The 22,967-nt window shown below is 59.6% G+C and carries 18 protein-coding genes; 6 read left to right on the forward strand and 12 right to left on the reverse strand.

The genetic code is table 11. The features are described from left to right. Positions 1 to 504 precede the first annotated feature (504 nt). Positions 505 to 1,455 carry a hypothetical protein gene (locus DBY20_08975; protein ID PWL77488.1) on the forward strand — a complete coding sequence of 317 codons (951 nt, stop codon included), beginning with the start codon at positions 505 to 507 and terminating at the stop codon, positions 1,453 to 1,455. 345 nt (positions 1,456 to 1,800) lie between these two features. Here the strand turns inward: DBY20_08975 and DBY20_08980 are convergent, their stop codons facing one another. The 3 genes from DBY20_08980 to DBY20_08990 all read right to left on the reverse strand — a co-directional run bounded on the left by DBY20_08980 (position 1,801) and on the right by DBY20_08990 (position 5,972). Next, positions 1,801 to 4,593, reverse strand: a complete 2,793-nt coding sequence (locus tag DBY20_08980; protein PWL77489.1) for a hypothetical protein — start codon at positions 4,591 to 4,593, stop codon at positions 1,801 to 1,803. Between the two features lie 363 nt (positions 4,594 to 4,956). Further along, a complete protein-coding gene (locus DBY20_08985) occupies positions 4,957 to 5,154 on the reverse strand; it encodes a hypothetical protein (GenBank protein PWL77615.1) in 198 nt (65 codons plus the stop codon). A 200-nt stretch (positions 5,155 to 5,354) separates the two neighbouring features. Further along, positions 5,355 to 5,972, reverse strand: coding sequence for a hypothetical protein (locus DBY20_08990; GenBank protein ID PWL77490.1), 618 nt, complete (start codon positions 5,970 to 5,972; stop codon positions 5,355 to 5,357). A gap of 98 nt (positions 5,973 to 6,070) precedes the next feature. Here DBY20_08990 and DBY20_08995 point away from each other — a divergent pair, with 98 nt between their 5' ends. Further along, positions 6,071 to 6,823 (forward strand): hypothetical protein, encoded by a 753-nt coding sequence (locus DBY20_08995; protein ID PWL77491.1) that lies wholly within the window; start codon positions 6,071 to 6,073, stop codon positions 6,821 to 6,823. A gap of 8 nt (positions 6,824 to 6,831) precedes the next feature. Here DBY20_08995 and DBY20_09000 read toward each other — a convergent pair whose 3' ends face one another. Further along, positions 6,832 to 7,281: a ribonuclease HI gene (locus DBY20_09000; protein ID PWL77492.1), complete on the reverse strand. Its 450-nt coding sequence runs from the start codon at positions 7,279 to 7,281 to the stop codon at positions 6,832 to 6,834. A gap of 6 nt (positions 7,282 to 7,287) precedes the next feature. Continuing rightward, positions 7,288 to 8,790, reverse strand: coding sequence for an aspartate aminotransferase (locus DBY20_09005; protein PWL77493.1), 1,503 nt, complete (start codon positions 8,788 to 8,790; stop codon positions 7,288 to 7,290). Between the two features lie 351 nt (positions 8,791 to 9,141). On the opposite strand from DBY20_09005, the gene DBY20_09010 reads away from it, so the two are divergent. Then, positions 9,142 to 10,683 (forward strand): DNA methylase, encoded by a 1,542-nt coding sequence (locus DBY20_09010; GenBank protein PWL77494.1) that lies wholly within the window; start codon positions 9,142 to 9,144, stop codon positions 10,681 to 10,683. Then, positions 10,680 to 10,895 (forward strand): hypothetical protein, encoded by a 216-nt coding sequence (locus DBY20_09015; protein PWL77495.1) that lies wholly within the window; start codon positions 10,680 to 10,682, stop codon positions 10,893 to 10,895. The genes DBY20_09010 and DBY20_09015 overlap by 4 nt, the downstream gene beginning before the upstream one ends. Positions 10,896 to 10,918: 23 nt before the next feature. Here DBY20_09015 and DBY20_09020 read toward each other — a convergent pair whose 3' ends face one another. The 6 genes from DBY20_09020 to trxA form a co-directional block, all read right to left on the reverse strand. Beyond that, the gene (locus DBY20_09020; GenBank protein PWL77616.1) at positions 10,919 to 11,224 is read right to left on the reverse strand and encodes a transcriptional regulator; all 306 of its coding nucleotides are present in this window, start codon (positions 11,222 to 11,224) and stop codon (positions 10,919 to 10,921) included. A 345-nt stretch (positions 11,225 to 11,569) separates the two neighbouring features. Further along, on the reverse strand, positions 11,570 to 12,961 hold the full coding sequence (locus DBY20_09025) for a sodium-dependent transporter (protein ID PWL77496.1): 1,392 nt from the start codon (positions 12,959 to 12,961) through the stop codon (positions 11,570 to 11,572). 65 nt (positions 12,962 to 13,026) lie between these two features. Beyond that, entirely contained in the window at positions 13,027 to 14,349 is a 1,323-nt protein-coding gene (gene glmM / locus DBY20_09030) for a phosphoglucosamine mutase (GenBank protein ID PWL77497.1), read from the reverse strand. 80 nt (positions 14,350 to 14,429) lie between these two features. After that, positions 14,430 to 16,520, reverse strand: coding sequence for a glutamine synthetase type III (locus tag DBY20_09035; protein PWL77498.1), 2,091 nt, complete (start codon positions 16,518 to 16,520; stop codon positions 14,430 to 14,432). A 104-nt stretch (positions 16,521 to 16,624) separates the two neighbouring features. After that, a complete protein-coding gene (gene trxB, locus DBY20_09040; GenBank protein PWL77499.1) occupies positions 16,625 to 17,566 on the reverse strand; it encodes a thioredoxin-disulfide reductase in 942 nt (313 codons plus the stop codon). Positions 17,567 to 17,597: 31 nt separating this feature from the next. Beyond that, positions 17,598 to 17,906: a thioredoxin gene (gene trxA, locus DBY20_09045; GenBank protein ID PWL77500.1), complete on the reverse strand. Its 309-nt coding sequence runs from the start codon at positions 17,904 to 17,906 to the stop codon at positions 17,598 to 17,600. Between the two features lie 204 nt (positions 17,907 to 18,110). Between trxA and DBY20_09050 the strand changes: the two genes are divergently transcribed. Further along, positions 18,111 to 20,996 (forward strand): excinuclease ABC subunit UvrA, encoded by a 2,886-nt coding sequence (locus DBY20_09050; protein ID PWL77501.1) that lies wholly within the window; start codon positions 18,111 to 18,113, stop codon positions 20,994 to 20,996. A 20-nt stretch (positions 20,997 to 21,016) separates the two neighbouring features. Here the strand turns inward: DBY20_09050 and DBY20_09055 are convergent, their stop codons facing one another. Further along, a complete protein-coding gene (locus DBY20_09055; protein PWL77502.1) occupies positions 21,017 to 21,604 on the reverse strand; it encodes a hypothetical protein in 588 nt (195 codons plus the stop codon). 189 nt (positions 21,605 to 21,793) lie between these two features. Between DBY20_09055 and DBY20_09060 the strand changes: the two genes are divergently transcribed. Beyond that, on the forward strand, positions 21,794 to 22,948 hold the full coding sequence (locus DBY20_09060) for a hypothetical protein (GenBank protein ID PWL77503.1): 1,155 nt from the start codon (positions 21,794 to 21,796) through the stop codon (positions 22,946 to 22,948). Positions 22,949 to 22,967: the final 19 nt, after the last annotated feature.

Below are 22,967 nucleotides of genomic sequence, written 5' to 3' on the forward strand. Positions count from 1 at the left end.
CTCGTTCATACTCGTCATCTCTTGCGTTTGCGCACTCGCGCTCGCCCTGTTCGCCATGACCGCCTGCGGTGGCGGCTCATCGGACTCCTCGCAAAGCTCGGCTTCGAGTTCCGCGGCATCTTCGGATGCAAGCGGCACGGAAGGTGCCGAGGAAGGCAATCCCGAGGATGCGACGGCTTCGAGCATGTCTTCCGACGAGGTTCGCAGCGTCTTCGAGCAGGCCGTCACCGGCATGAGCGAGTACTACAAGGGCACAACGCCCGTGGGCGAGCAGCTCTACTACGCTGGCGGCGCCGATGGTGAGAACGCCATCCTCGTCTTGGTCGTCCCCGAGTCCAGCGCATCAGCCGTCTTCATCGGCCCGGCTACGGTCGGTGATGACAACAAGCTCACGGTCCAGGACGAGACGACGGGCAGTTCCATCTCCTTTGCCGTCATCGATAACGGCGACGGCACGTATTCGTTCAGCATGGGCGACCAATACGGTGCCGCCGTGATGAGCAGATGCAGCTCCGCCGAGGTCGTCGATGCGCTCACCGAGGTCGTCATGGCGACAAGCGCCGCCCAGGCAGGAGCCCAGGGCACCGCCCAAGGCCAGGACCAGGCCCAGCCGCAAGAGTAGAAGTGACCCCAAAACGAAGCGAGCGCATGAGCCAAACTTCTAATCGAACACGTCGAAGCGCTTCGGGACGTTCACGCTCCTCGAGCCGCTCGCGCTCAACCCGTCCTCCCATCACGGGTAAGCGCAGCTCGGTCAAAGCAGCTGCCCAGCGCCAGGTCAACCTCAGAGGCGCTGTCAACAGCCGTAATCTCAAGCGCGTGAAGACGCCCCGCAAGGCATCGCGCATGGTGCTTGTTATCGTGCTCTGCATCGTCATTGCCATCGCCGGCGCCGCCGCGCTCTTCTCCCAGACCGACACGGCAAAATACGCCGCATGCGAGCAATATCGTCCCGTCGTCCAGCAGGCATGCAAAGATTGCAACCTTGACACGGAATGGGTCGATTGCCTGCTTGCGGCCATGGTCGTCGAATCGGGTGGCGATAAGAACGTCAAAAGCGTACTCAACGTCGATGGCGATATCATGCAGGCCGCAGAGGGCGCATATGGCTGGATCGTCATGAACGGCTGGCCCGAACGCGGCATCTCCGCCGAGTCGACCGAGGCGTCCATCTACGCCGGCGTCATGGAGTTTAAGCAGAATCTCCAGCTCTGGGAGAGTTATCTCGGCACCATCACCCCCAATGACGCAACTGAGATCCAGCTCGTCATCCAGGGATATAACTTTGGTGCCGACGGCTGGTTCAAGTGGTGCAAGGAACGTGGCGTCAAAGCCTATACCGTGGAGCTCGCCCGCGAGTACTCCGAAACGAAGATGCCCGCAGACGCGAAGGGCACTCCCACGCATGCCCAGAAGTGGCTCACGGCCTACGACGCCATCCACGCCGGCCACTAGCGCCCGTCGCCATTGCGGCCGAAGCCCCTCTTTGTCATTTCGACCGGAGCGGCGATCGGGTGCCGTCCCTCTTGTCATTTCGACCGGAGCGGCGATCGGGTGCCGCCCCTCTTGTCATTTCGACCGGAGCGGCGATCGGGTGCCGCCCCTCTTGTCATTTCGACCGGAGCGGCCGCAAGGCCGCGGAGTGGAGAAATCTCCTCCACCAGCGAGAGAGATCTCTCGACTCCGCTTCGCTTCGCTCGAGATGACAATAAGGGACGCCGTAGCTCCGCTCGAAGTGACAAAAAACGGCGCAGGCCCGATTCTGGGTCTGCGCCGTCGATTCCGGGAAAAGGTATCCCCCTACTTCATGCCGTACCAGCCAACGCCCTCGTATCTCCAGCCTATGCTCACGAGATAGTCACGTTCGGCTTCGCTCGTGGTGTAGTTGTGCGATCCGGAATTGTTGAAAGGTGCACTCGGATCGACATTGGGATTGAACTCGCGGTGCAGAGGCACCCCCTGGGCATCGTCGGAATACCAGCCGACGCCCTCGTCATCCCAACCCACCGAAACCAGGTAGTCGCGCTCGACGGTCGAAGTCGTGTAGTGGTGGTCGGTGCCCGAATACAGGCGGTACACGGGCGTCGTTGACTCGTCTGGCGCAATCCAGCCAACGCCCTCGTCATTCCAACCGGCCGCGACAGTCGCATCACGCTCGGCCGTGCTCGCCGTGTAGAAATGCTCGCCGGAATTCGGATTGTACAGGCGGTACATGGCCGTCTGCTCGGGATCGTAGGCGCCCTCGGTACCGGCCTTGCGGGCGTTCCTGAAGTCCGTCATCGCCTTCTCGAGGTTGAAGAGTGCCTTGTCGATGTTGAGCTGCGTGGGCTTGTCGGAGGCGATCAGGTCCTCGGCCTGCTTCGTCCTCGTCTCCAGCTCGGTGAAAACGTCAGTCGGTACCCAGTACTTGGACGGATGCACGTCGGATCCGTCCTTGCTGGCAACGGCACTGTCCATCAGGTCCTTGGCCCACTTTGCGTTGCTCTCGAGCTTCTTGAGGTCCTCGTCGGCCGCAGGATCCTCGTAGGCATAGGCCTTGATGGGGAAGTTGTCTATCTGGGTGCCGGCAAGCGCATCGATGTCCCGTGCGTCCTTGGAGAAGTCCCTCCATGCAAGGTCAGCGCCAGGGTCTTCGTCGGGAGCGGCAAAGAGGAAGCTCTCGCCCTCGTTTACCACGCTCTTCGAGTAGAAGGCAGGCGACATGTTCTTGACCTGCTCCACGGTTTGCTCTTCTGCGAGCTGTTTTATCTCCTCCACCTTGCCGGGATCCTCGACATAGGCGTTTGCCGCGGCCTTTGCCTCCTCGTCGGTCTTGCCCTCGGCCTTCGCTGTGCCGTACTCGCGCTCCCAGAGTGCGTTGCTCAGGGTTTCGACCATCTTGGCAAAGATGGTATCGTGATATTTCTCATAGTTCTGGTCGTAGATTTTCTCCCATGTGTTCTTGTCAAAACCGGTGTCGAAGCTCACGTAGTAGTTGCCGTCATCCAGGCACTTCTGGGTCAGCACCACGGAGAAAAGCTCGCCTTCGGGCAGGGAGAAGGCCTGATCGCCCAAGTCGATGGTGTGGAATCCACCAAAATCGTACGTTGCCTTGACGGTCGCGAGCTTCTCACCCTGGACGGGAGTCGTCGCATCCTCGTCCAGTTGGTAGACCTCGAAGGTCACCTCGGTATTCGGCCGCGTCGTCTCGCAGGTCAGCTTGCGCACCGTCTGGCCACCGGCCGAGGCAAAGACATTGGCCTCTTGTATCTGACGGGTATCGGATTGTGCCGCCGTGCTCTGCGACGGCATGTAGTCGTACTGGTAAATCGAGTAGGACTCGCGCTCGTCAACGATGGACTCAACGTCAAAGTCGAACGTCTCGGGCTTGGAGATGGTCTTGTCGTAATACGAGAGATAGAAGTAACCGCTCCCGTCTATTCCCCAGCCACCGGGAACCTCATTGGGGAACCCGCCATCCTTGGAGCCCCAACTGTTCTTGACGATCCAGGCGCCGTCTCCCGGAGGCTGGTGGCTGGGATCGACCTCGCCCGTCGCGGGATTGGGATTGCCGAAGTTCTCCTTCGAATAACTGTCATCCCAGCCCACGATGGTCACGGCATGGGTGATGGGGACCTTGTCGTAAGTATAGTGTGCCCAGGTCTGCGGGTTCATGTATCCCGTGTTGGTGATCTGGCCAGGGCGGGACTGATCGGCCATGAAGGCGATGGCAACGCCATGACCGGCTTGCAGCTGCTCCTTGATTGCGGTATTCGCCGCAGCCAGGGTCTCCTGACCGCCCTCGATGAAGGAGCCATCCGATTCGTAGCAATCCCCTGGGGAGGGGAGCTGGAAAGACTCCTGCAGCTCGACGCCCTGGCGGAAGCGCTGGCTCTCATCCACCGACCAGTCATCGTCGGAGCTATAGTAGATGCCACTGGAATCTACCTTGCCCTCCTTGCCCTGGTAAGGCACATCCTCTTCGGGGACGGGACCAATGCCAGAGGAGAACAGCGAGGTACCATAGATCATCATACCGCCCGATGTGAAGGGGGCGTTCACGCCCTCCTTGGTGCTTATCATGCCCTCGTCGCCCTGATTCGAGTCATCACCCTCGGGCAGTGGTTGATAGGTGAACCAGGTGAGGTGACGCTCAGAGAGGTCCGGCGTGTCTATGTCGATGCCCTTGTCCTTGGCCTCGGAGAGGATGCTCGTCTCGGATGCCGCGGCAACGGCAAACGCCCAGCACGAACCCCAGGGATTCTGGAGCTTGACGGGAGTAACCGCTCCCTTATCGCGCAAGTCAAACTTTGCCGGCAGGTCCGCCGTCGCCCGCAGGCTATCGGCAGAAGCCAAGGTTGACCAGGCAAAGGGATCCGATGCATTGGACTCGGCAACGGATTGCGCGATGACGCTGGTGGAGTTCGCACCCGGGGCGGCAAATGCAGCCGCCGGAACCCCGACCAGGCTGGCAGCTAGAGCAGCCGATAGGGTGATTCGTCCGAGCCAGGCACCGCGCTTCTTCATACTTCTCGTAATTCCCACGGCAACACTTCCTTTCCATAGAAAGACACCGTCACGTGGAGGGATCCCTCCATGCATGTATGTCGTCATGATATCAAGGGATTACCGCTCCCCTCGACAGCATCCCGACATCAGGATGGCGAGAGAGTCGCGTGTCCCCACAGATGACCGCCCCTAAAAAGGCGGAAAGCTCACCTATCGTCCGCACGCAGACGACAGATGAGCTTCCTATAGCAGATGCCCCAGAGACATCCGAACCAAACGTTGCAGCGTCTTGGTCTAGCTGTAACGACGGCCGTAGGCTACGACGCCGGAGCTTCTCCTGTTAAAGATCCAGTGCCGACGGATATAGATTGCGTTTTCTTCACGATTGAACAGCCTGGAAATCCACATTTAAACCACCCTTGTACTGCTATCCGTTCCCGCCTTGTATTTCCCGATGAAACCGATTCCCTAGCACGCCTCTTCCCGCTTGTCCTCGTCCTCCGACTGCGTGTCGGGAACGACGAGGTCAAACGGAATACGGTTTTGGGCAACAAGTTGCTTCGTTGCCATGACGACGTAGGTGTTGAAGTTCAGTCCAAGCGCGTCGAGCTTTGCGCTGGCTTCCTTCTTCAGATCGTCGTCCATGCGTATGGTCGTCGACTTCATCATTGTTCTTGCCTTTGGCTACGTTTATGTAATATGTATATCTATTAGTAGTGCATTAGGCGTGCATAGTATATCTCATATATTTCTATTTGACATAATTTTTTAGGCAGAAAATCCAGAAAAAAGAACGACCGACCCCTCAACGGGGTCGGCCGAGCCTTCTGCGGTATGTCTGATGTATGTCTTTTTAGGCTTTTTGCCTAATTACCTTCGAACGCATCCAGGTCCCATTGGAGCCACGCAAGCGCAAGCTCCACGATGGCACGATAGAAGCCTGATCCGTCCTGCTCAGCTTGCTCGTTGTCGAGCATGCGCTGCAAAAGGGCAAGAGGGTGCTCTTCGAAGAAGGCCGCCAGCGTCTTGAGCTGCTCGTCGCTTGGCTGCTGAAGGTAGTCGAGCGGCACGAGCATGAAGAGCTCGTTGGCGATGTGGTCATCCGGCAAGAAGCGCTGGATGCTTGTCTCGACGCCCAGCTCGTGGGCCACATCGTAGATGGTACCCCCATCGAGCCCGTACGCGCTCTCGAGCGGAGGCATGGGTGCGTCTGGCAGCAGGAAGGTCTGGGCGTACTCGGCATCCATCGCCATTTTGCGATGGTCCTCGGGAATGTCAGCCAGCTTGGCGACCGCCGCCTCGACATGATCGAGTGCGTCGTGGGTGCGCTCGTTTTCGAGGCTCTCCCGCAGACCAGCCCAAAACGCCGGATCGCTCACATTGTAGAGCAGGGTCTCGTCAAGCGGATAGCCGAGAATGTTGCCGAGAAACTGGTACACGGGCATGCTACCCTGTCCGTCGTGGCCATGATCGTGATCGTGCATGCCATCTCCTTCCAAATGAGACAAGAATCGCCGGAGCGGTTTTGTCTGGTTTCGCAGGTCAAAGTGTCTTCCGCGAGTATAATGGCTGGCACTACCAAATGACGGGACAGCGAATGATTGACACCGAACTGATAGTGGACCTCAAGGTGACCGTTCCCCTGCGTGTCACCGACTTTGATCGCTACGGGCGTCTCAAGCCCTCGGCCGTCCTGGCACTCTTCCAGGAAGCGGCAACCGTGCAAGCGAACGTCATGGATATCGGCCATGATGCCATGGAGCGTCGCGGCGTGTTCTGGGCAGTCATTCGCACCTATTACGAAGTCATTCGTCAGCCTGAACTCTACACGAGCGTGCAAATTCGCACGTGGCCCCACTCGCCCTCGCGATTCTCGTTCCAGCGTGATTACATCATGAGCTCGCTTGATGACGAGGTGCTCGTACGCGGTACTTCCGAGTGGGTGCTCATGAGCCCGGAAACGCGCCAGTTCGTGAGCCTCGCCGGGGTGTACGAGCCACCGGAGAACCTGATCGAAGAGCGAAACTTCGAGAAGAAGCAACGTAAGATTCGTGACTTCGACACGGGCGATGCCATGCCGTACGTGGTCGTTCCGCCCTATACGGCAGCCGACATCAATGGCCATGTCAACAACAGCGTCTACGCCGACTACCCCTTTGACGCCATCAACCCAAGCTCGAAGCACGGCGTCAAAAGCTTCCAAATCGACTTCAGGCACGAAGCGCGCACGGGCGATCCACTCGCCATCTACACCAAGCGCGATGATGGCACGATCTTCACCAAGGGCGTCGATGCGAAGGGCGAGATCGTCTTTGCCGCACGGACGGAATTCTAGGCCTCGCCCTACGTCAGCTCGTCCATCGCGCGGTTGGCCAACTCGTCGGCCCTGATATTGCCCGCGTTATCCGCATGACCCTTGACCTTGTGGAAGCGTATGTCGGCAAAGCGATCACGCTCCTCGTCAAGCGCAATCCACAGCTCCTTGTTCGCAACAGGTTGCTTTTTTGAGTTGACCCATCCCTTGCGTTTCCATCCCTCAATCCACGAGGTGATGCCGCCGAGCACATAGGCACTGTCGAGGTACACGTCGGTCGGAACCGCCTTGTTCTTGATGGCACGCAGGCCCTCGATGGCTGCCGTCAACTCCATCTTGTTGTTGGTGGTGTCGTGCTCGCCTCCGTAGAGCTCCTTCTCGTGCTCTCCCCAGACGAGGTAAACACCCCAGCCGCCCACATTGCTATCGCTCTGATTGCCACGGCAGCCGCCATCGCAGTAGATTTCCAGTCTTGTCATGGCCGCCTACTGACGGTAGTAGGTCAGGAAGTCTTCGATTGCGTCCATCGCCTCGCCAAGCGTGCGACGGCGCGGCAGGTAAACGATGCGGAAATGGTCGGTGTCGGTGCAGTTGAAGCCGCTTCCCTGGACGATGAGCACCTTCTTGTCCTTGAGCAAGTCGAGCGCGAATCGCTCGTCATCGGTGATGTTGAAGCGCTTCTTGTCGAGCTTGGGGAAAATGTAGAACGCGGCCTTGGGCTTCACGACGCTCACGCCGGGCATCTCGCACAGGCGATCGTAGACGAAGTTGCGCTGCTCGTATATGCGGCCACCGGGGACCACGTAATTGCGCACGCTCTGATGCCCCCAGAGTGCCGTCTGCACGATGGACTGCGCCGGTACGTTGGAGCACAGACGCATGTTCGTGAGCATGTTGAGACCCTCGATGTAATCCCGGGCAATGCGCTTGTTGCCGGAAAGCGCCATCCATCCGATGCGGTAGCCCGCAATCATGTGCGACTTCGATAGGCCCGAGAAGGTGACGCAGAACAAATCCGGTGCAAGCGACGCGATGGAGATGTGCTCCCCCTCGCCTTCCATGACGAGACGATCGTAAATCTCGTCGGAGAAAATCATGAGCTGGTGCTCACGGGCGATATCCACGATTTCCTGCAGCACCTCGCGTGGGTACAGCGCGCCCGTAGGATTGTTGGGATTGATGATGACAATGGCCTTGGTACGCGGCGTGATCTTGGAGCGAATGTCATCAAGGTCGGGATACCATTCCGCCTCCTCGTCGCAGACGTAATGCACGGGATGACCACCCGCGAGCGTGGCACAGGCCGTCCACAGCGGATAATCGGGCATGGGCAGAAGAATCTCGTCGCCATCGTCGAGCAGGGCCGACATGCAGATGTTGATGAGCTCGGAGACGCCATTGCCTGTGTAGATGTCCTCCATCTGCACGTTGGGCAGCCCTTTGAGCTGGTAGTACTGCATGATGGCTTTGCGGGCAGACCACAGGCCCTTCGAATCCGAATAGCCCTCGCAGTCCGCAAGCTGCAGCGACATGTCGTGCACGACCTCATCGACCGCACGAAAGCCGAAAGGCGCCGGATTGCCGATGTTGAGCTTGAGCACGTGCATGCCCGCCTGTTCCATGCGGTTTGCCTCGTCGAGCACCGGGCCACGTACGTCGTAGAGAACGTTGTCGAGCTTCGTGGACTTCTTGAACTGACGCAAGGGTGCCGGCTCTTCCTCGATTGGCCATCTATCCACGTGCGGATGCTGCGGCTCCTCACCTGCCTGCTGGCCCGGATTGAGCCAGTCCGCTGCGACATCGAGTGCCTGGGCAAGGAAGTTCAACGTTGATTTGCGCGGTATGGTCTTGCCGCTCACGTATTGGCTCAGCTGGCTCTTGCCCAGCTTGACGCCCTGGATTTCGGCCTGTCGTAGCAAGTCGACCTGCTTGAGGCCGCTCGCCTTCATCGCTTCTCTGAGTCGTTCGGCAAAAACAGATGAGTTCATTTTCTGCTCCATAAGTTCAATTTACTGGTCACAAAGTTCATTTTTAGCAGAATAGCATAACGAAACAACCAGAAGGTTCAATATCAGAAAATACGGTAGGGGATCAGTCGCATTTAACGGAACATGCTATCAAGCAACCTGGCGTCGGACAGGCCGTCGAGTCTATTTTGCTGCATCCGTGCGGGCAGGCTGTGAAGCGGAGGTCCAAGGGAGCGCGCCGTAAAGACCGCGAAGCGGGCTGTCGGGAAGCGACCGTCGGAGCGGAGCAGCCTGCCCACACGGATTCCCACATTCCAAAAGCAAAAAGCGAACGCTTGTTCGTGTCACAGTCATCCCCTATACTTTCGTGCCATGGAAGAGAGCAGCAAAAAGCAACGGTCGTACGTCGCAATCGACCTCAAGTCCTTCTACGCATCGGTCGAGTGTGCCGAGCGTGGCCTCGATGCGCTCACGACCAACCTCGTCGTGGCAGACAAGCGTCGCACCGAGAAGACCATATGCCTCGCCGTCTCTCCTTCTCTCAAGGCGCACGGCATCTCGGGCAGGGCGCGCCTCTTCGAGGTCATCCAGGCCGTCAAGAAGATCAACGCCCAGCGCAGGGCGCAGGCGCCGGGCCGCAAGCTCGTAGGCTCCTCAAGCAATGCCATCGAGCTATCCCAACACCCCGAGCTCGCCCTCGACTATGTCATCGCCCCGCCACGCATGGCCCTCTACCTGCAACGCAGTACGGAGATTTACGAGATATACCTGCGTCATGTCGCTCCCGAGGACATCCACGTCTACTCCATCGACGAGGTCTTCATCGACGTGACGGGCTACCTGCGCACGGCCGGCATGACGGCACACGAGTTCGCCGCCATGCTCATCGCGGACGTTCTGGCCGAGACGGGCATTACGGCCACGGTCGGTCTCGGTACCAACCTCTACCTTGCCAAAGTCGCGATGGATATCGTTGCCAAGCACATACCCGCCGGTCCAGATGGGGCCCGCATCGCCGAGCTCGACGAGATGAGCTATCGCCGCCTGCTCTGGAACCATCGCCCTCTCACGGACTTCTGGCGTGTGGGCCTCGCGACAGCTCGCAAGCTCGACCAGGTGGGGCTCGGCACGATGGGGGATATCGCCCGGGCATCGGTTGCCGGTCCGCAGGCAAGCAGGAACGAGGACACGCTCTACGACCTCTTCGGCGTGAACGCCGAGCTGCTCATCGACCACGCCTGGGGCTGGGAGCCCTGCACGCTCGCAGATGTGCGGGCATATCGTCCCGAGTCCAACAGCCTCGGCTCGGGGCAAGTGTTGCAATGCCCTTACCCCTTCGAGAAGACGCGCCTCGTCATGCGCGAGATGGCCGAGCAGCTCAGCCTCGACCTTGTCGAGAAGGGCCTCGTCACCGCTCAAATCGTCATCACCGTCGGCTACGACAAGGAAAACCTCAGCGATCCCATCCGTGCGATGAAATACGATGGCCCCGTCACGACCGACCATTTCGGTCGTGACGTTCCCAAGCACGCGCACGGATCCATCAACTTGCCGCAGTACACCTCGTCGTCACGTCTCATCATCGACGCCGCCCTCGAGCTCTTCGACTCGACCGTCAACCCACACCTGCTCGCCCGTCGCCTTAACATCACGGCATGCGACGTCAAGCGCGAGCAAGAGAGCACGCAGGATGCCCCACAAGAAGAGCAACTCGAGCTCTTTGCCGATTACGACGAGGACGAGCACGCCAATGCCGTCAAAGAGCAAGAGCTCACCCAGGAGCATCGCCGCCAGGAGGCGATACTGGCGGCCAGAAGACGCTTCGGGAAGAACGCTGTGCTCAAGGGCATGAACTTGCAGGAGGGCGCCACGCAAACGCAACGCAACAAGCAGATTGGAGGCCATCAGGCATGAGCGATGCAGAGCACATATACGCCGACATCATCGACTTGCCGCATCATGTATCGAGCAAATATCCCCACATGTCAATGGAGCAAAGGGCAGCCCAGTTTTCGCCCTTTGCGGCACTTGCCGGACATACCGAGGCCATCAAACAGGCAGCGCACCACGCCCAGGAACATGGGCCTGATGCGCCGATAGACCAGTCGGAGTTCGATTACTGCTGAGTCACTACCACGTGCAATGGGAGCTAGCCATTGATGTACGAATATCCCTGCGAAAGAAGCGTCTGCACGCGGTCATCGGCCAGCGAGTAAATGACCTGCTTGCCATCGCGCACGAAGTCCACGAGGCGCTCCTGCTTCATGCTGCGTAGCTGGTGCGAGGTGGCACCCTGTGTGACTCCCGCTGCATGCGCGATGTCGGCGACGCACTTGGGGCCCTCCACGAGGGAGTACAGAATCTTGAGACGCGTTGGGTCGGCAAAGATCTTGAAGAGGTTGGCGAGGCTGAAAAGCGACTCCTCACTCGGCATCTTGAAGTTCATCGGCTGCATGTCGTAAATGGTCTGCGGCTTGGACGTGGTCTTGCTGTGTGATCCCATCGAGTGCTTGGGCACATAGGCCGAAGACATCTTGGGCTGCGTTGCCGCCGGCTTGGCCGTGGACACGGTCTTGCTCGCAGACTGCACCTGCGGCGTTGCGTCATGCTTCTTGTCGTGCTTCTTCTCAGGCTTGGACTTCGACGGCTTGACATCGACCTTGAGCTCGAGCTTCGCGGCTTTGTCTTTCGCCTTGCCCTTCTTCTTGTCCTTGTCCTTCTTCTTGCCCTTTGCCATGACGCGCCTCCTTCTACTGCGATGGCCGGGAATATGCCCGACCATCGACCGCATCGATTGTCGTTACCCCGTTATGAAGGGAAGAATGTTCGTGATGAGAATCACCGCGACGAGAATCGGGGCGATGTACTTGATCATAACGACCCAGGCCTTCTCGGCCTTGAACTCGCTTGAAATCTCGATCTCCTCGATAAGCGCCTTGGGCTTGATAATCCAACCAACGAAGACGCAGGTCAGAATCGCGACGATGGGCATGAGCACCGAGTTCGAGATGAAGTCGAAGAAGTCGAGCAGCGTCGATCCTTCGCCGATGGGCTGGATAAACGACAGCGAGTTATAACCCGCATTGACGACGAAGCCAACCGCCACGATGAAGATCATCACGATGATGAGGGACTTGGTGCGCGACAGGTGCGTGCCGTCGGACACGATCGACACGAGCGCCTCGGTCAGGCTGATGGCACTCGTCAGCGCCGCGAAGAACACGAGCAGGAAGAACACGAAGCCGATGACGGTCGCCCAGGTAAGGTCCATCGTGTTGAACACCTCGGGCAGGGTGATGAACATGAGTGACGGGCCGGACTTTGCGGCAACGGCCTCGGCAGAGCCCATCGCGACGAAGGCAGCCGGCACGATCATGAGACCGGCGAAGAATGAGACGCCGAAGTCAAAGCCCGCGATGCGCGTGACCGATGACGTCAGACTGTCCTGCTTGCGCATGTAGCTGCCATACGTGACCATGATGCCCATGGCCAGCGAAAGCGAATAGAACATCTGCCCCAACGCGTTGATGACGAGCTCGGGCGAGAACTTGTTGAAGTCGGGCACGAGGTAATATGCGGCGCCCTCGAGCGCGCCGGGCATCGTGAGCACGAAGCCGGCAATCGCGATGGCCATAATGATGAGCGCGGGCATCATGATGAGATTGGCCTTCTCGATGCCCTTTTGCACGCCAAGCGCGACGATGATGAAGACGATCGCCATGAAGACGAGCATGAACAGGAAGCTCTCGGTGTTGCTGCTGATGAAGCCACCGAAGAAGTCACCACCATCGGCCAGTGCCGCCGGACCCGCCGTAACGTAGCTCACCATGTACTTGGTGACCCAGCCGCCGATGATGCAGTAATACGGCGTGATGATGAACGGCACGGCCGCCGCGAGCACGCCAATGAAGGTGAACTTGGCACCAAAATGCCTGAAGGCGCCGATGACGGATTGGCGTGTCTTGCGACCAAGCGCGGTCTCGAGCAGCAACAGGGAGACGCCGAAGGTCAAGACGAGCACCAGGTAGGTGAGCAGGAACATGCCGCCGCCATACTTCGCGGCGAGATACGGAAAGCGCCAGAGATTTCCGAGGCCGACGGCCGATGCCGCCGCAGCCAAAATGAACGCCCACTTGCCCGACCACGTCGCACGGGTCGATGCTTCTTGAACTTCCTTAACTTCTTGTGCCATTGTTCAATTCCCCAAATATTCGTATAAAACAAGCATATGCGATTATACGCAAAGCTCCTTGGAAGCTACGCGCCAATCTGTTCGATCACGACATCGGCCACGCGATTGGCAATCGCATCGGCCTGCTCCTGCGTATGCGCCTCGACCATGACGCGTATGAGCGGTTCGGTGCCCGACGCCCTCACGAGCAGACGGCCCTCCTCGCCAAGCTCCTCCTCGGCAGCTGCCTCGGCGGCGGCGATGGCCTCGTTTCCCTCATAGAGGGCACGGTCGGTAACGCGCACGTTGACGAGCGCCTGCGGAAACTTCTCCATAACCTCCATGAGTTCCTTGGCCGTCTTGCCACTTGCGGCGATGACGCCGAGCAGCTCGAGCGCGGACACGAGGCCGTCGCCCGTCGTGTTGCGCTTGCCGAAGATGATGTGGCCGGACTGCTCGCCGCCGAGCACGGCACCATGCTCGCGCATGGCCTCGAGCACGTAGCGGTCACCCACCTTGGTGGTGATGACGTCGATACCCTCCCGTTTCATGGCAAGCTGGAAGCCCAGGTTGGCCATGACCGTCGATACGACGAGGTTGTTGTCGAGCAAACCGCGTTCCTTGAGATCCTTCGCGCAGATGGCGAGCAGGAAATCACCGTCGATGACCGTACCGTCAGATGCGAGTGCGAGCATGCGGTCGGCATCGCCGTCATGGGCAATCGCGATATCGGCACCGCGGCTTTCCATCAGGAACTTCACCGGCTCGAGGTGCGTCGAGCCGCAGCCCACGTTGATCTCGCTGCCATCGGGATCGGCGTTGATGACAAAGACCTCGGCACCGAGCGCGCGCAGGGTGGCCGGCGTCGTCTCGCACGATGCACCGTGCGCGCAATCAACAGCGATCTTCATGCCGGAAAGGTCGACGCCGCGCTCCTGCAGCACCGCAGCCGCGTGGTTGGCGTAGTAGAGGGCGGCATTGGGCACGGGGCGCGATTGTCCGGTCTCGACCTGCTCGCCGCGCAGCTCCTCGACGAGCTCTTGCATCTCGTCCTCGAGCGCATCGGGCAGCTTGTAGCCCTGCCCGTCGAAGAACTTGATGCCGTTGTATTCGGGCGGATTGTGGCTTGCCGAGATGACGATGCCGCAGTCGGCACCCATCTCGCGCGTGATGAGCGCGACGGCGGGCGTCGGGACAATGCCGACGACAGCGGGTTGTCCGCCTTCCGCGCAAATGCCGTCAACGAGCGCTTGCTCGAGCATGGGACCTGACTCGCGACTATCGCGTCCGATGAAGATGCGCTTGCCAATCTTGCGAACCGCCACACGCCCCAGGGCAACCGCTAAGTCGCGGTCGAGTTCCTCACCTGCGACGCCGCGTACGCCATCCGTACCAAACAATCGAGCCATGCCGCCTCCCGCTCTCGCGATACAAGTTCCTGAAAAAGGGTTTCTGGAAATTGTATCGCAAACGAGCGGGCAGAGCGTCCTTAGACGTAGAAGAGCATGTCGTTGTACGTGGGCATCGGCCAATAGGCGCGATCGGTGAGCTCCTCGAGGCGGTCGGCGACACTGCGCAGATTGTCCATGGCGGGCACAACGAGCTCGACGTAAGCAGCGGCACGCTCGGGCCAGGTCTCCTTGTCGTAGGCCTCCTCGTGCAACATGTGCAGCGCGTGCGTCTTGAGGCCCATCTCGTGCAGGCAGTCTGCAAGGCGCTCGAGCAGCTTTTCCTCGGTCTCGGCCGAAAGGTCGGGATTGACGGCCTTCTTCGCGATGATCTCGTCGGCAACGACCTTGCTGTACTTGATGACGGCCGGCGTGATGATGCGATTCGCGATGTCGAGCATGCACATCGCCTCGATGTTCTTCACCTTGGCGTAATGCTCCATGTCGACACCGTAGCGCGCGCGCATCTCGGCCTCGTCGAGGATGCCGAAGCTGTCCATGAGCTCGATGCTCTCGGGCTTGATGTAGGCCTGCAGGGCATCCGGCGTCGTGCGGTTGTTGGCAAGACCGCGACGCTCGGCCTCGATGGGCCACTCCTCGGAATAGCCATTGCCGTTGAAGATGATGCGCTTGTGCGCGTTGAAGACATCACGGCAGATGGCGATTGCCTCGGCCTCGACATCTTCGGCGCCCTCGAGACGGTCGGCATACTCCTTGAAGCTCTTGGCGACGGCCGCGTTGAGCACCGTGTTGGGAGACGAGAGGTTGAGCTCGCTTCCCGGCATGCGGAACTCGAAACGGTTGCCGGTGAACGCAAACGGAGACGTGCGGTTGCGGTCGGTGTTGTCCTGCTCGAGCGAGGGAAGCACCTCGCTGCCGAGGTCCATGCGCCCCATCTTGTGCGAGATGGCGTCCTCGCCCGCGGCAATCGCGTCGACGATGCTCGTGAGCTCGTCGCCCAGGAAGATCGACACGATGGCGGGCGGTGCCTCGTTCGCACCGAGACGATGATCGTTGCCGGCAGATGCAACCGTGGCGCGCAGCAGTTCCTGATAATCGTCGACGCCCTGGATGACGGCAGCGAGCGAGAGCAGGAAGATGTAGTTGTGCGCCGGGTCATCGCCGGGGTTGAGCATGTTGAGGCCAGGCGTGGCTATGGACCAGTTATCGTGCTTGCCCGAGCCGTTGATGCCCTTGAAGGGCTTCTCGTTGAGCAGGCAGGCAAGGCCATGATGCGGCGCTGCCTCGCGCAGGACCTCCATCGTCAGAAGATTGTTGTCGATGGCGACGTTCGCGCGCGAGAAGATGGGCGCGATTTCGTGCTGACACGGCGCAACCTCGTTGTGCTTGGTCTTCGCATCCACGCCCATGCGCCACAGCGTGTCATCGACCTCCTTCATGAAGTCGCTCACGACTTCGCGAATGGCACCGAAGTAATGCTCCTCGAGCTCCTGCCCCTTCATGGGGTGGGCACCAAAGAGCGTCCTGCCGCACATGATGAGGTCGGGGCGACGACGGTAATCGTCCTCCTTGATGAGGAAGTATTCCTGCTCGGCGCCGACGGTGGTGACGACCTGCGGAACATCATCGATGCCAAAGCAGGCAAGCACGCGCTTGGCCTGGTCGGAAATCGCCTTCATGCTGCGCAGAAGCGGGGTCTTCTTGTCGAGGGACTCACCCGTGTAGGAGATGAACGCCGTGGGAATGCACAGCACCTCGTCCTTGATGAACGCGAAGCTCGTGGGGTCCCAAGCGGTATAGCCACGTGCCTCGGCCGTGCCGCGCAGGCCGCCGCTCGGGAACGATGACGCGTCTGGCTCGCCCTGGATGAGCTCCTTGCCGGAGAATGACGTGATGGCCGCGCCGTCTCCGAGCGGGTCGATGAAAGCGTCATGCTTCTCCGAAGTGATGCCGGAAAGCGGCTGGAACCAGTGCGTATAGTGCGTGCAGCCGTTTTCGATGGCCCATTCCTTCATGGCGTGCGCCACGGCATTGGCGGAATCCTCGTCGAGCGCCGTTCCGTTCTGGATGGTCTCGTGCAGGCTCTTGTACACCGGCTTGGGCAAGCGGTCATGCATGACCTTGTCGTTGAACACCATGCTTCCATAGATCTTGCTGATATCTTCCGCCATGAGCTTCTCCCTTGGGCGTCATCGGTAGTGGGCAGTAGTGTATCGTACGTGAACGAAATTCACGATAAAGGCGTTTTGTTTCGATTGTTTTAACGATTATTGTGCTATTCGTGCTGAATGAGGTACTGGGCGACGTCCTCGGCGGCATTGGCGCCATCGGCGACTGCCGTCGTGATCTGGTAAAGCTCCTTGGAGCGTATGTCGCCCGCTGCGTAGACGCCCGGCACGCTCGTCTCTCCCATCGAGTTGGTGACAACGTGGCCGGTACGGTCAAGCTCGACGGCATTGTCCAGAAACTCGACGTTGGGCACCGTGCCGATGGCGACGAAAAGCGCCGAACACGCGATGGTCGACTCCTCGCCCGTATTCACGTTCTTGAGCTTGAGCCCCGTGACCGCGAAATCCTCGCCGACGATTTCCTCCACGGTCGTGTTCCAGATGATCTCGACGTTGTCGAGCTCCTTGAGCTTGACGTTGTAGATGGCCGTGGCGCGCAGCACGTCGCGGCGCACGATGACCGTCACCTTGTTACAGATGCGCGAGAGGTAAATCGCATCCGCGACGGCCGTGTTGCCGCCGCCGACGACACAGACATCCTTGCCCTTGAAGAAGTTGCCGTCGCAGGTGGCGCAATATGAGACACCCGAACCCTTGAACTCTTCCTCGCCCGGAATGCTGAGCAAGGCAGGCCTGACGCCTGTGGCGATGATGACCGTCTTCGCCGTCAAGTCATCGCCGGATGCCATATGGAGCTTCTTGGGGCAGGCGTCGAAGTCAACGGAGAGCACGGCATCGTAGATGATCTGCGCGCCGAAACTCGTCGCCTGCTTGGTCATGATCTCCGAGAGCTCATAGCCACTCGTCGACTGGTTGAAGCCGGGGTAGTTCTCCAGATGCTCGGTAAGCGCCATCTGGCCACCGGGGGCGAGTCGCTCGATAACCGCACACGTAAGACCCGCACGTGCACAGTACATTGCGGCGGTCAAACCCGCCGGACCCGCCCCGATGATCAGGGCATCATACGTTGTCGACGTATCGGCTGCCATATCGTGACCTCTCGTTTGCCTGGCGCGTGGCCTAGTCGAACATGGCGAGGACACCGTACTTGGGTATCGCGCCCACGTTCTTCTTGACGGGCTCACCGTTCTTGAAGAGCATCAGGGTCGGTACGGAGCTGATGTGATAGCGCTCGGCGATATCGCGACTCTCGTCGATGTCGACCTTGAAGACATGTGCCTTGCCCTGCATCTCGTCGGCGACCTCCTCGATGACAGGCGCGAGCATATTGCACGGGCCGCACCACGTCGCAAAGAAGTCTACGAGCACGGGCTCCTGCGCACCGAGGACGACCTCATCGAAGTCTGCTGAAGTTGCATGCTGAACCATTTTGGGTCCTCCGTTCATCCAGTAATTCGTACGCTTCGTATTATATGCGCATCCATAAACAATATATTCGCGATAGAATAGTTTGTTACGAAACCTTCACGCTTCACCTTGGTAACTTTTGGTTGCCAGTTCTTCCCAAATCTCCCGAATTGCCTTAGACTGTTTCGAACATATGTTTGCATACAATTAATCAAGGGCGGGTTCATGGCTTCCGAAAACATCGTCATCAAAGGCGCACGCCAGCATAACCTCAAGGACATAGACCTCACGATTCCCCGTGACGAGCTCATCGTCTTCACGGGCCTCTCCGGCTCGGGCAAAAGCTCGCTCGCCTTCGACACCATCTACGCCGAGGGCCAGCGCCGCTACGTCGAGTCCCTCTCCTCGTACGCGCGCCAGTTCCTCGGGCAGATGGAGAAGCCCGACATCGATTCGATCGATGGCCTCTCCCCCGCCGTCTCGATTGACCAGAAGACCACCTCCAAGAATCCGCGCTCGACCGTCGGCACCACGACGGAAATCTATGATTACCTGCGCTTGCTCTATGCACGCATTGGCACGCCCCACTGCCCCGTCTGCGGACGCGTCATCGAGAAGCAGACGGCCGACCAAATCGCCGATCGCATCATGGGACACAGCACGCCCGGCGATCGCATCATCGTCATGGCTCCCGTCGTGCGCGGCCGCAAAGGCGAGTTCGTCAAGTTCTTCGAGGACCTGGTCAAGGAGGGCTTCTCGCGCGTGCGCATCGACGGTGAGATGCACCGCCTCGACGAGGGCCTCAAGCTCGACAAGAAGTACAAGCACGACATCGAAGTCGTCATCGACCGTATCGTGCTAAAGGAGAGCGCCCTGCCGCGCCTCGTCGAGGCCATCGAAACCGCCACGACCCTCACCAAGGGCAACGTCCTCATCAAGGTGCTGCCCAAGGACGACGAGGGCGAAGGCCGCGTCGAGCACTCCTCGGGTGCGCTGGCCGCCGCCGGTGTCGAGGGCGAATACCTCTTCAACATGGCGCTTGCCTGCCCCGAGCACGACTACTCGCTCGACGAACTCAACCCGCGCGACTTCAGCTTCAACGCCCCCTATGGTGCCTGCCCCGACTGCCTGGGTCTGGGCGCGCGTCAGGAAGTCGACCCGGAGCTCGTCGTTCCCGACAAGAACCTCTCGCTCGAAGAGGGCGCGATCGCGTTGTTCAGCCCCTCGAGCAACTACTATCCGCAGATGTACGCCGCCGTGTGCGAACACGTGGGCGGCGACATGTCCACGCCGTGGAAGGACCTGCCCCAAAAGACGCGCGACGCGCTGCTCTACGGCCTCGGCGACGAGAAGATCCGCATCGACTACGTCACGCGCGACGGACGCGACACCTACTGGTTCACGCGCTGGGAAGGCGTGCTCGCCGCTATCATGCGCAAGCACGACGAGAGCGACAGCGAGCGCACGCGTGCGCGCCTCGAGGAGTTCATGGCGATCAACCCCTGCCATACCTGTAACGGCAGCCGCCTCAAGCCCGAGGTGCTCGCCGTCACGATCTCCAACAAGAACATCTTCGAGGCCACGCAGCTTTCCGCCGTGCAGGCGCTCGACTTCTTCGAGAACATCGAGATGACCGAGATACAGGCCATCATCGGCAAGCCCATCATCAAGGAGATTTGCACGCGTCTCAGGTTCCTCGTCGACGTCGGCCTCGACTACCTCACGCTCGACCGGCCCACGGCAACGCTCTCGGGCGGCGAAGCCCAGCGCATCCGTCTGGCCACGCAGATCGGCGCCGGCCTCATGGGCGTGCTCTACATCCTCGACGAGCCCTCTATCGGCCTGCACCAGCGCGATAACGAGCGTCTCATCGAGACGTTGCGCCACCTGCGCGACCTCGGTAACACCGTCATCGTCGTCGAGCATGACGAGGACACGATACGCAGCGCCGACTACGTCGTCGACATCGGGCCCGGCGCCGGCGTTGCCGGCGGAGAGATCGTCGTGGCCGGCTCGCCAGCCGATATCGCCGCATGCCCGGAGTCGATCACCGGCCAGTACCTCTCGGGCGAGCGCATCGTCCCCGTGCCGGCCAAGCGTCGCAAGCCCAAGCGCGGAGCCATCAAGCTCAAGGGCGCACGCGCCAACAACCTCAAGAACATCAACGTGCAAGTCGAGATCGGCACGCTCACGGTCGTGACGGGCGTGAGCGGATCGGGTAAGAGCTCGCTGGTAACGGATACCTTGGCCCCGGCACTTTCCAACCAGGTCATGCGCACGCGCAAGCGCGTCGGCAAGTTCCGCTCGCTCGAGGGCGTCGATCTCATCGACAAGGTCGTCAACATCGACCAGTCCCCCATCGGGCGCACCCCGCGCAGCAACCCGGCCACGTACGTGGGCGTGTGGGATGACATCCGCAAGCTCTACTCGAGCCTGCCCGAGAGCCGCGCGCGCGGCTTCTCGGCCGGGCGCTTCTCGTTCAACGTCGCCGGCGGCCGCTGCGAGGCATGCAAGGGTGATGGCCAGCTCAAGATCGAGATGCACTTCCTGCCCGACATCTACGTCCCGTGCGAGGTGTGCGGCGGCGCGCGCTACAATCGCGAGACGCTGCAGGTCACGTACCGCGGCAAATCGATTGCAGACCTGCTCGACATGACCGTTGCCGAGGCCTGCCAGTTCTTCGAGAACATCCCGGGCATCAAGCGCAAGCTCCAGACCCTCAACGACGTCGGGCTGGGCTACATCACGCTCGGCCAACCGGCCACGACGCTCTCGGGCGGCGAGGCGCAGCGCGTCAAGCTGTCGAGCGAGCTGCAAAAGGTGCAGACGGGCAAGACCTTCTACATCCTAGACGAGCCGACGACCGGCCTGCATTTCGAGGACGTGCGCCAGCTGCTCGAAGTGCTCGAGCGCTTGGTCGACGCGGGCAACACCGTGCTCGTCATCGAGCACAACCTCGACATCATCAAGGCAGCCGACCGCATCATCGACTTGGGGCCGGAAGGCGGCGATGGTGGTGGCACGGTCGTTGCCTACGGCACGCCCGAGAAGGTCGCGAAGGTCGAGGAGAGCCACACCGCGCGCTTCCTGCGTGGCCTGCTGCCTGCTTAGCGGAGGCGCACGACTACGCGCTAGCCTCTTTTTGGAAGCTGGGCTCCGTCCAACGCCCTGCACAGGCGTGGGGGCAGCACCTGACTTTCCCGTATGAAGCCGGGCGTGGAATCATATTGAACGCGCACGAGCATTTCGATGGGCCACTGCATCTGGTTGCGACACCATTCCAAGAACGTGTCGGTAACCCCGATTATCGCCTGGTCAATGGCAATGATGCGGTAAAGCGTCTCCGCCTCGGCCATGTCCTCATCGATGAACTCCTCACGCAAGAGCTCTCTCATGAACGAGATAAAGGTCTCGCGAAAGTTATTCTGACCCTCGTGAAAGGGCAGCTGGCAGAAGAAGCCCTTGTGCTCGACAGCAAACGAATATGCCTCGAAAACGGTCTCCGCGAAATAGGCTGGTCGTACGTACGTCTCCAGAATGTTCGTCGTCAGATACCCAATGAGATCGTTGACGTCATTGAAATGGTTGTAAAACGTTTGTCTGGCAGTGCCAGCCTGGGCAACGAGGGCGGTGACAGTGACATCTGATAGCTTGCGGCTTTCGCAGAGGCTCAAAAGCGCATCGCAGTAGAGTTTCTTCGTGAGATTTGCGTCTGGCATATGCCCTCCACCAATTCAGTGCGAACTAATCCCAAGACCTCATCTGGCGTGCTCTTTGCGCAACAATCGAGCCCAGCGAGTATATCACGCTCATCATGCCGTTCGCGAAGCCTCGCCTAGACGATATGCCCTCGTTTGTCTATTCGACATATCAGGCGCGCGTAGGATGTTCCCCATCTTGGAAGCACGATGGGGAGGAAAATGATGGATGCAGAAACCATAGTGGTGGGCGGCGGCATCGCCGGCATGAGCTGCGCACGCAAGCTCAAGGACAATGGCCGCGACGTGCTGCTCATCACAGACGAGCTTGGCGGCCGAGTTTGCTACGACCCCGAGCTGCACAATAACTTCGGCGCTGTCTTTTGCATGGAAAACTACGATAATGCCTTCAAAATCGTCGACAAGGATGGATATCTCGAAGTCGCGCTCGGCAGCCTCATGCTGCACAGCACGCCAACGAAGAAGTTCAAGGGCACGAGCCTCACCATGATCTCGAGCCTGCCCCAGCTTCTGAAGTTTCGTTCTTTCATGAACAAGGACTTCATCCCTGAGTACTCTCGTTATAAGAAAGATTGCGAGACGATGCCCGCGGCAAAGGCCCTCGATGCCCATCCCAAAATCAAGCGCTTCTACCACATGAAAGCAAGCACGCTCATCGAGGAACTCGGCATCCAGAAGATTGCTGACAACTTCATATCGAAGTTCGCCTACGCATGCACGGGCTCCCGCATCAACGAACTTAACGCGCTCGACTTTCTCAATGTCGCACAAGGCGTCGTAATAAAGCTCTTCAACTTCACCTTCGATGCAGACAAGTTCATCGCATTGCTTGATGGCAAAGTCGAGATTGCAACGGTCACGGGTGTGGAGAAGATCCAAGGCAGCTGGAAGGTCACGACAAGCGACGGCCTTGAGCGCACCTGTGAGAATCTCGTTGTCGCCACCACCGGCCTCACAACGCAGCGCCTCTTGGGCGTCGAGGAAATCAGGCAGCCAACAAAGCTCGTGAGCTACCTCGTCAAGGGAACCCCGAACGCGCAAATTGCTGAGGCGAAGGCGCACTACTATAGCGACGAATTTGACACGATCGCCATAGCGCAACGCGATGATGGCCTTTTCAATGTCTTTAGCCGCGATGAAATCGACCTAGGTGAGCATTTTGACCAATACGAGGTCATCAAGTACCGCGTTTGGCCTGAGGCGCTATTCACGTATGGCGACAGCATCCTCAGGCAAGATTGGGACGACAATTGCTACATCGCTTGCGATGTGAACGGGCTTGGGGTCGAACCGGCAGCCATCTCCGGCATTTACGCGGCAAACAGGATTCTGGGCATCGCATAAGAAAGCTCGAGCAACAAGC

It is taken from the genome of Coriobacteriia bacterium, assembly GCA_003149935.1.
Lineage (GTDB): Bacteria > Actinomycetota > Coriobacteriia > Coriobacteriales > QAMH01 > QAMH01.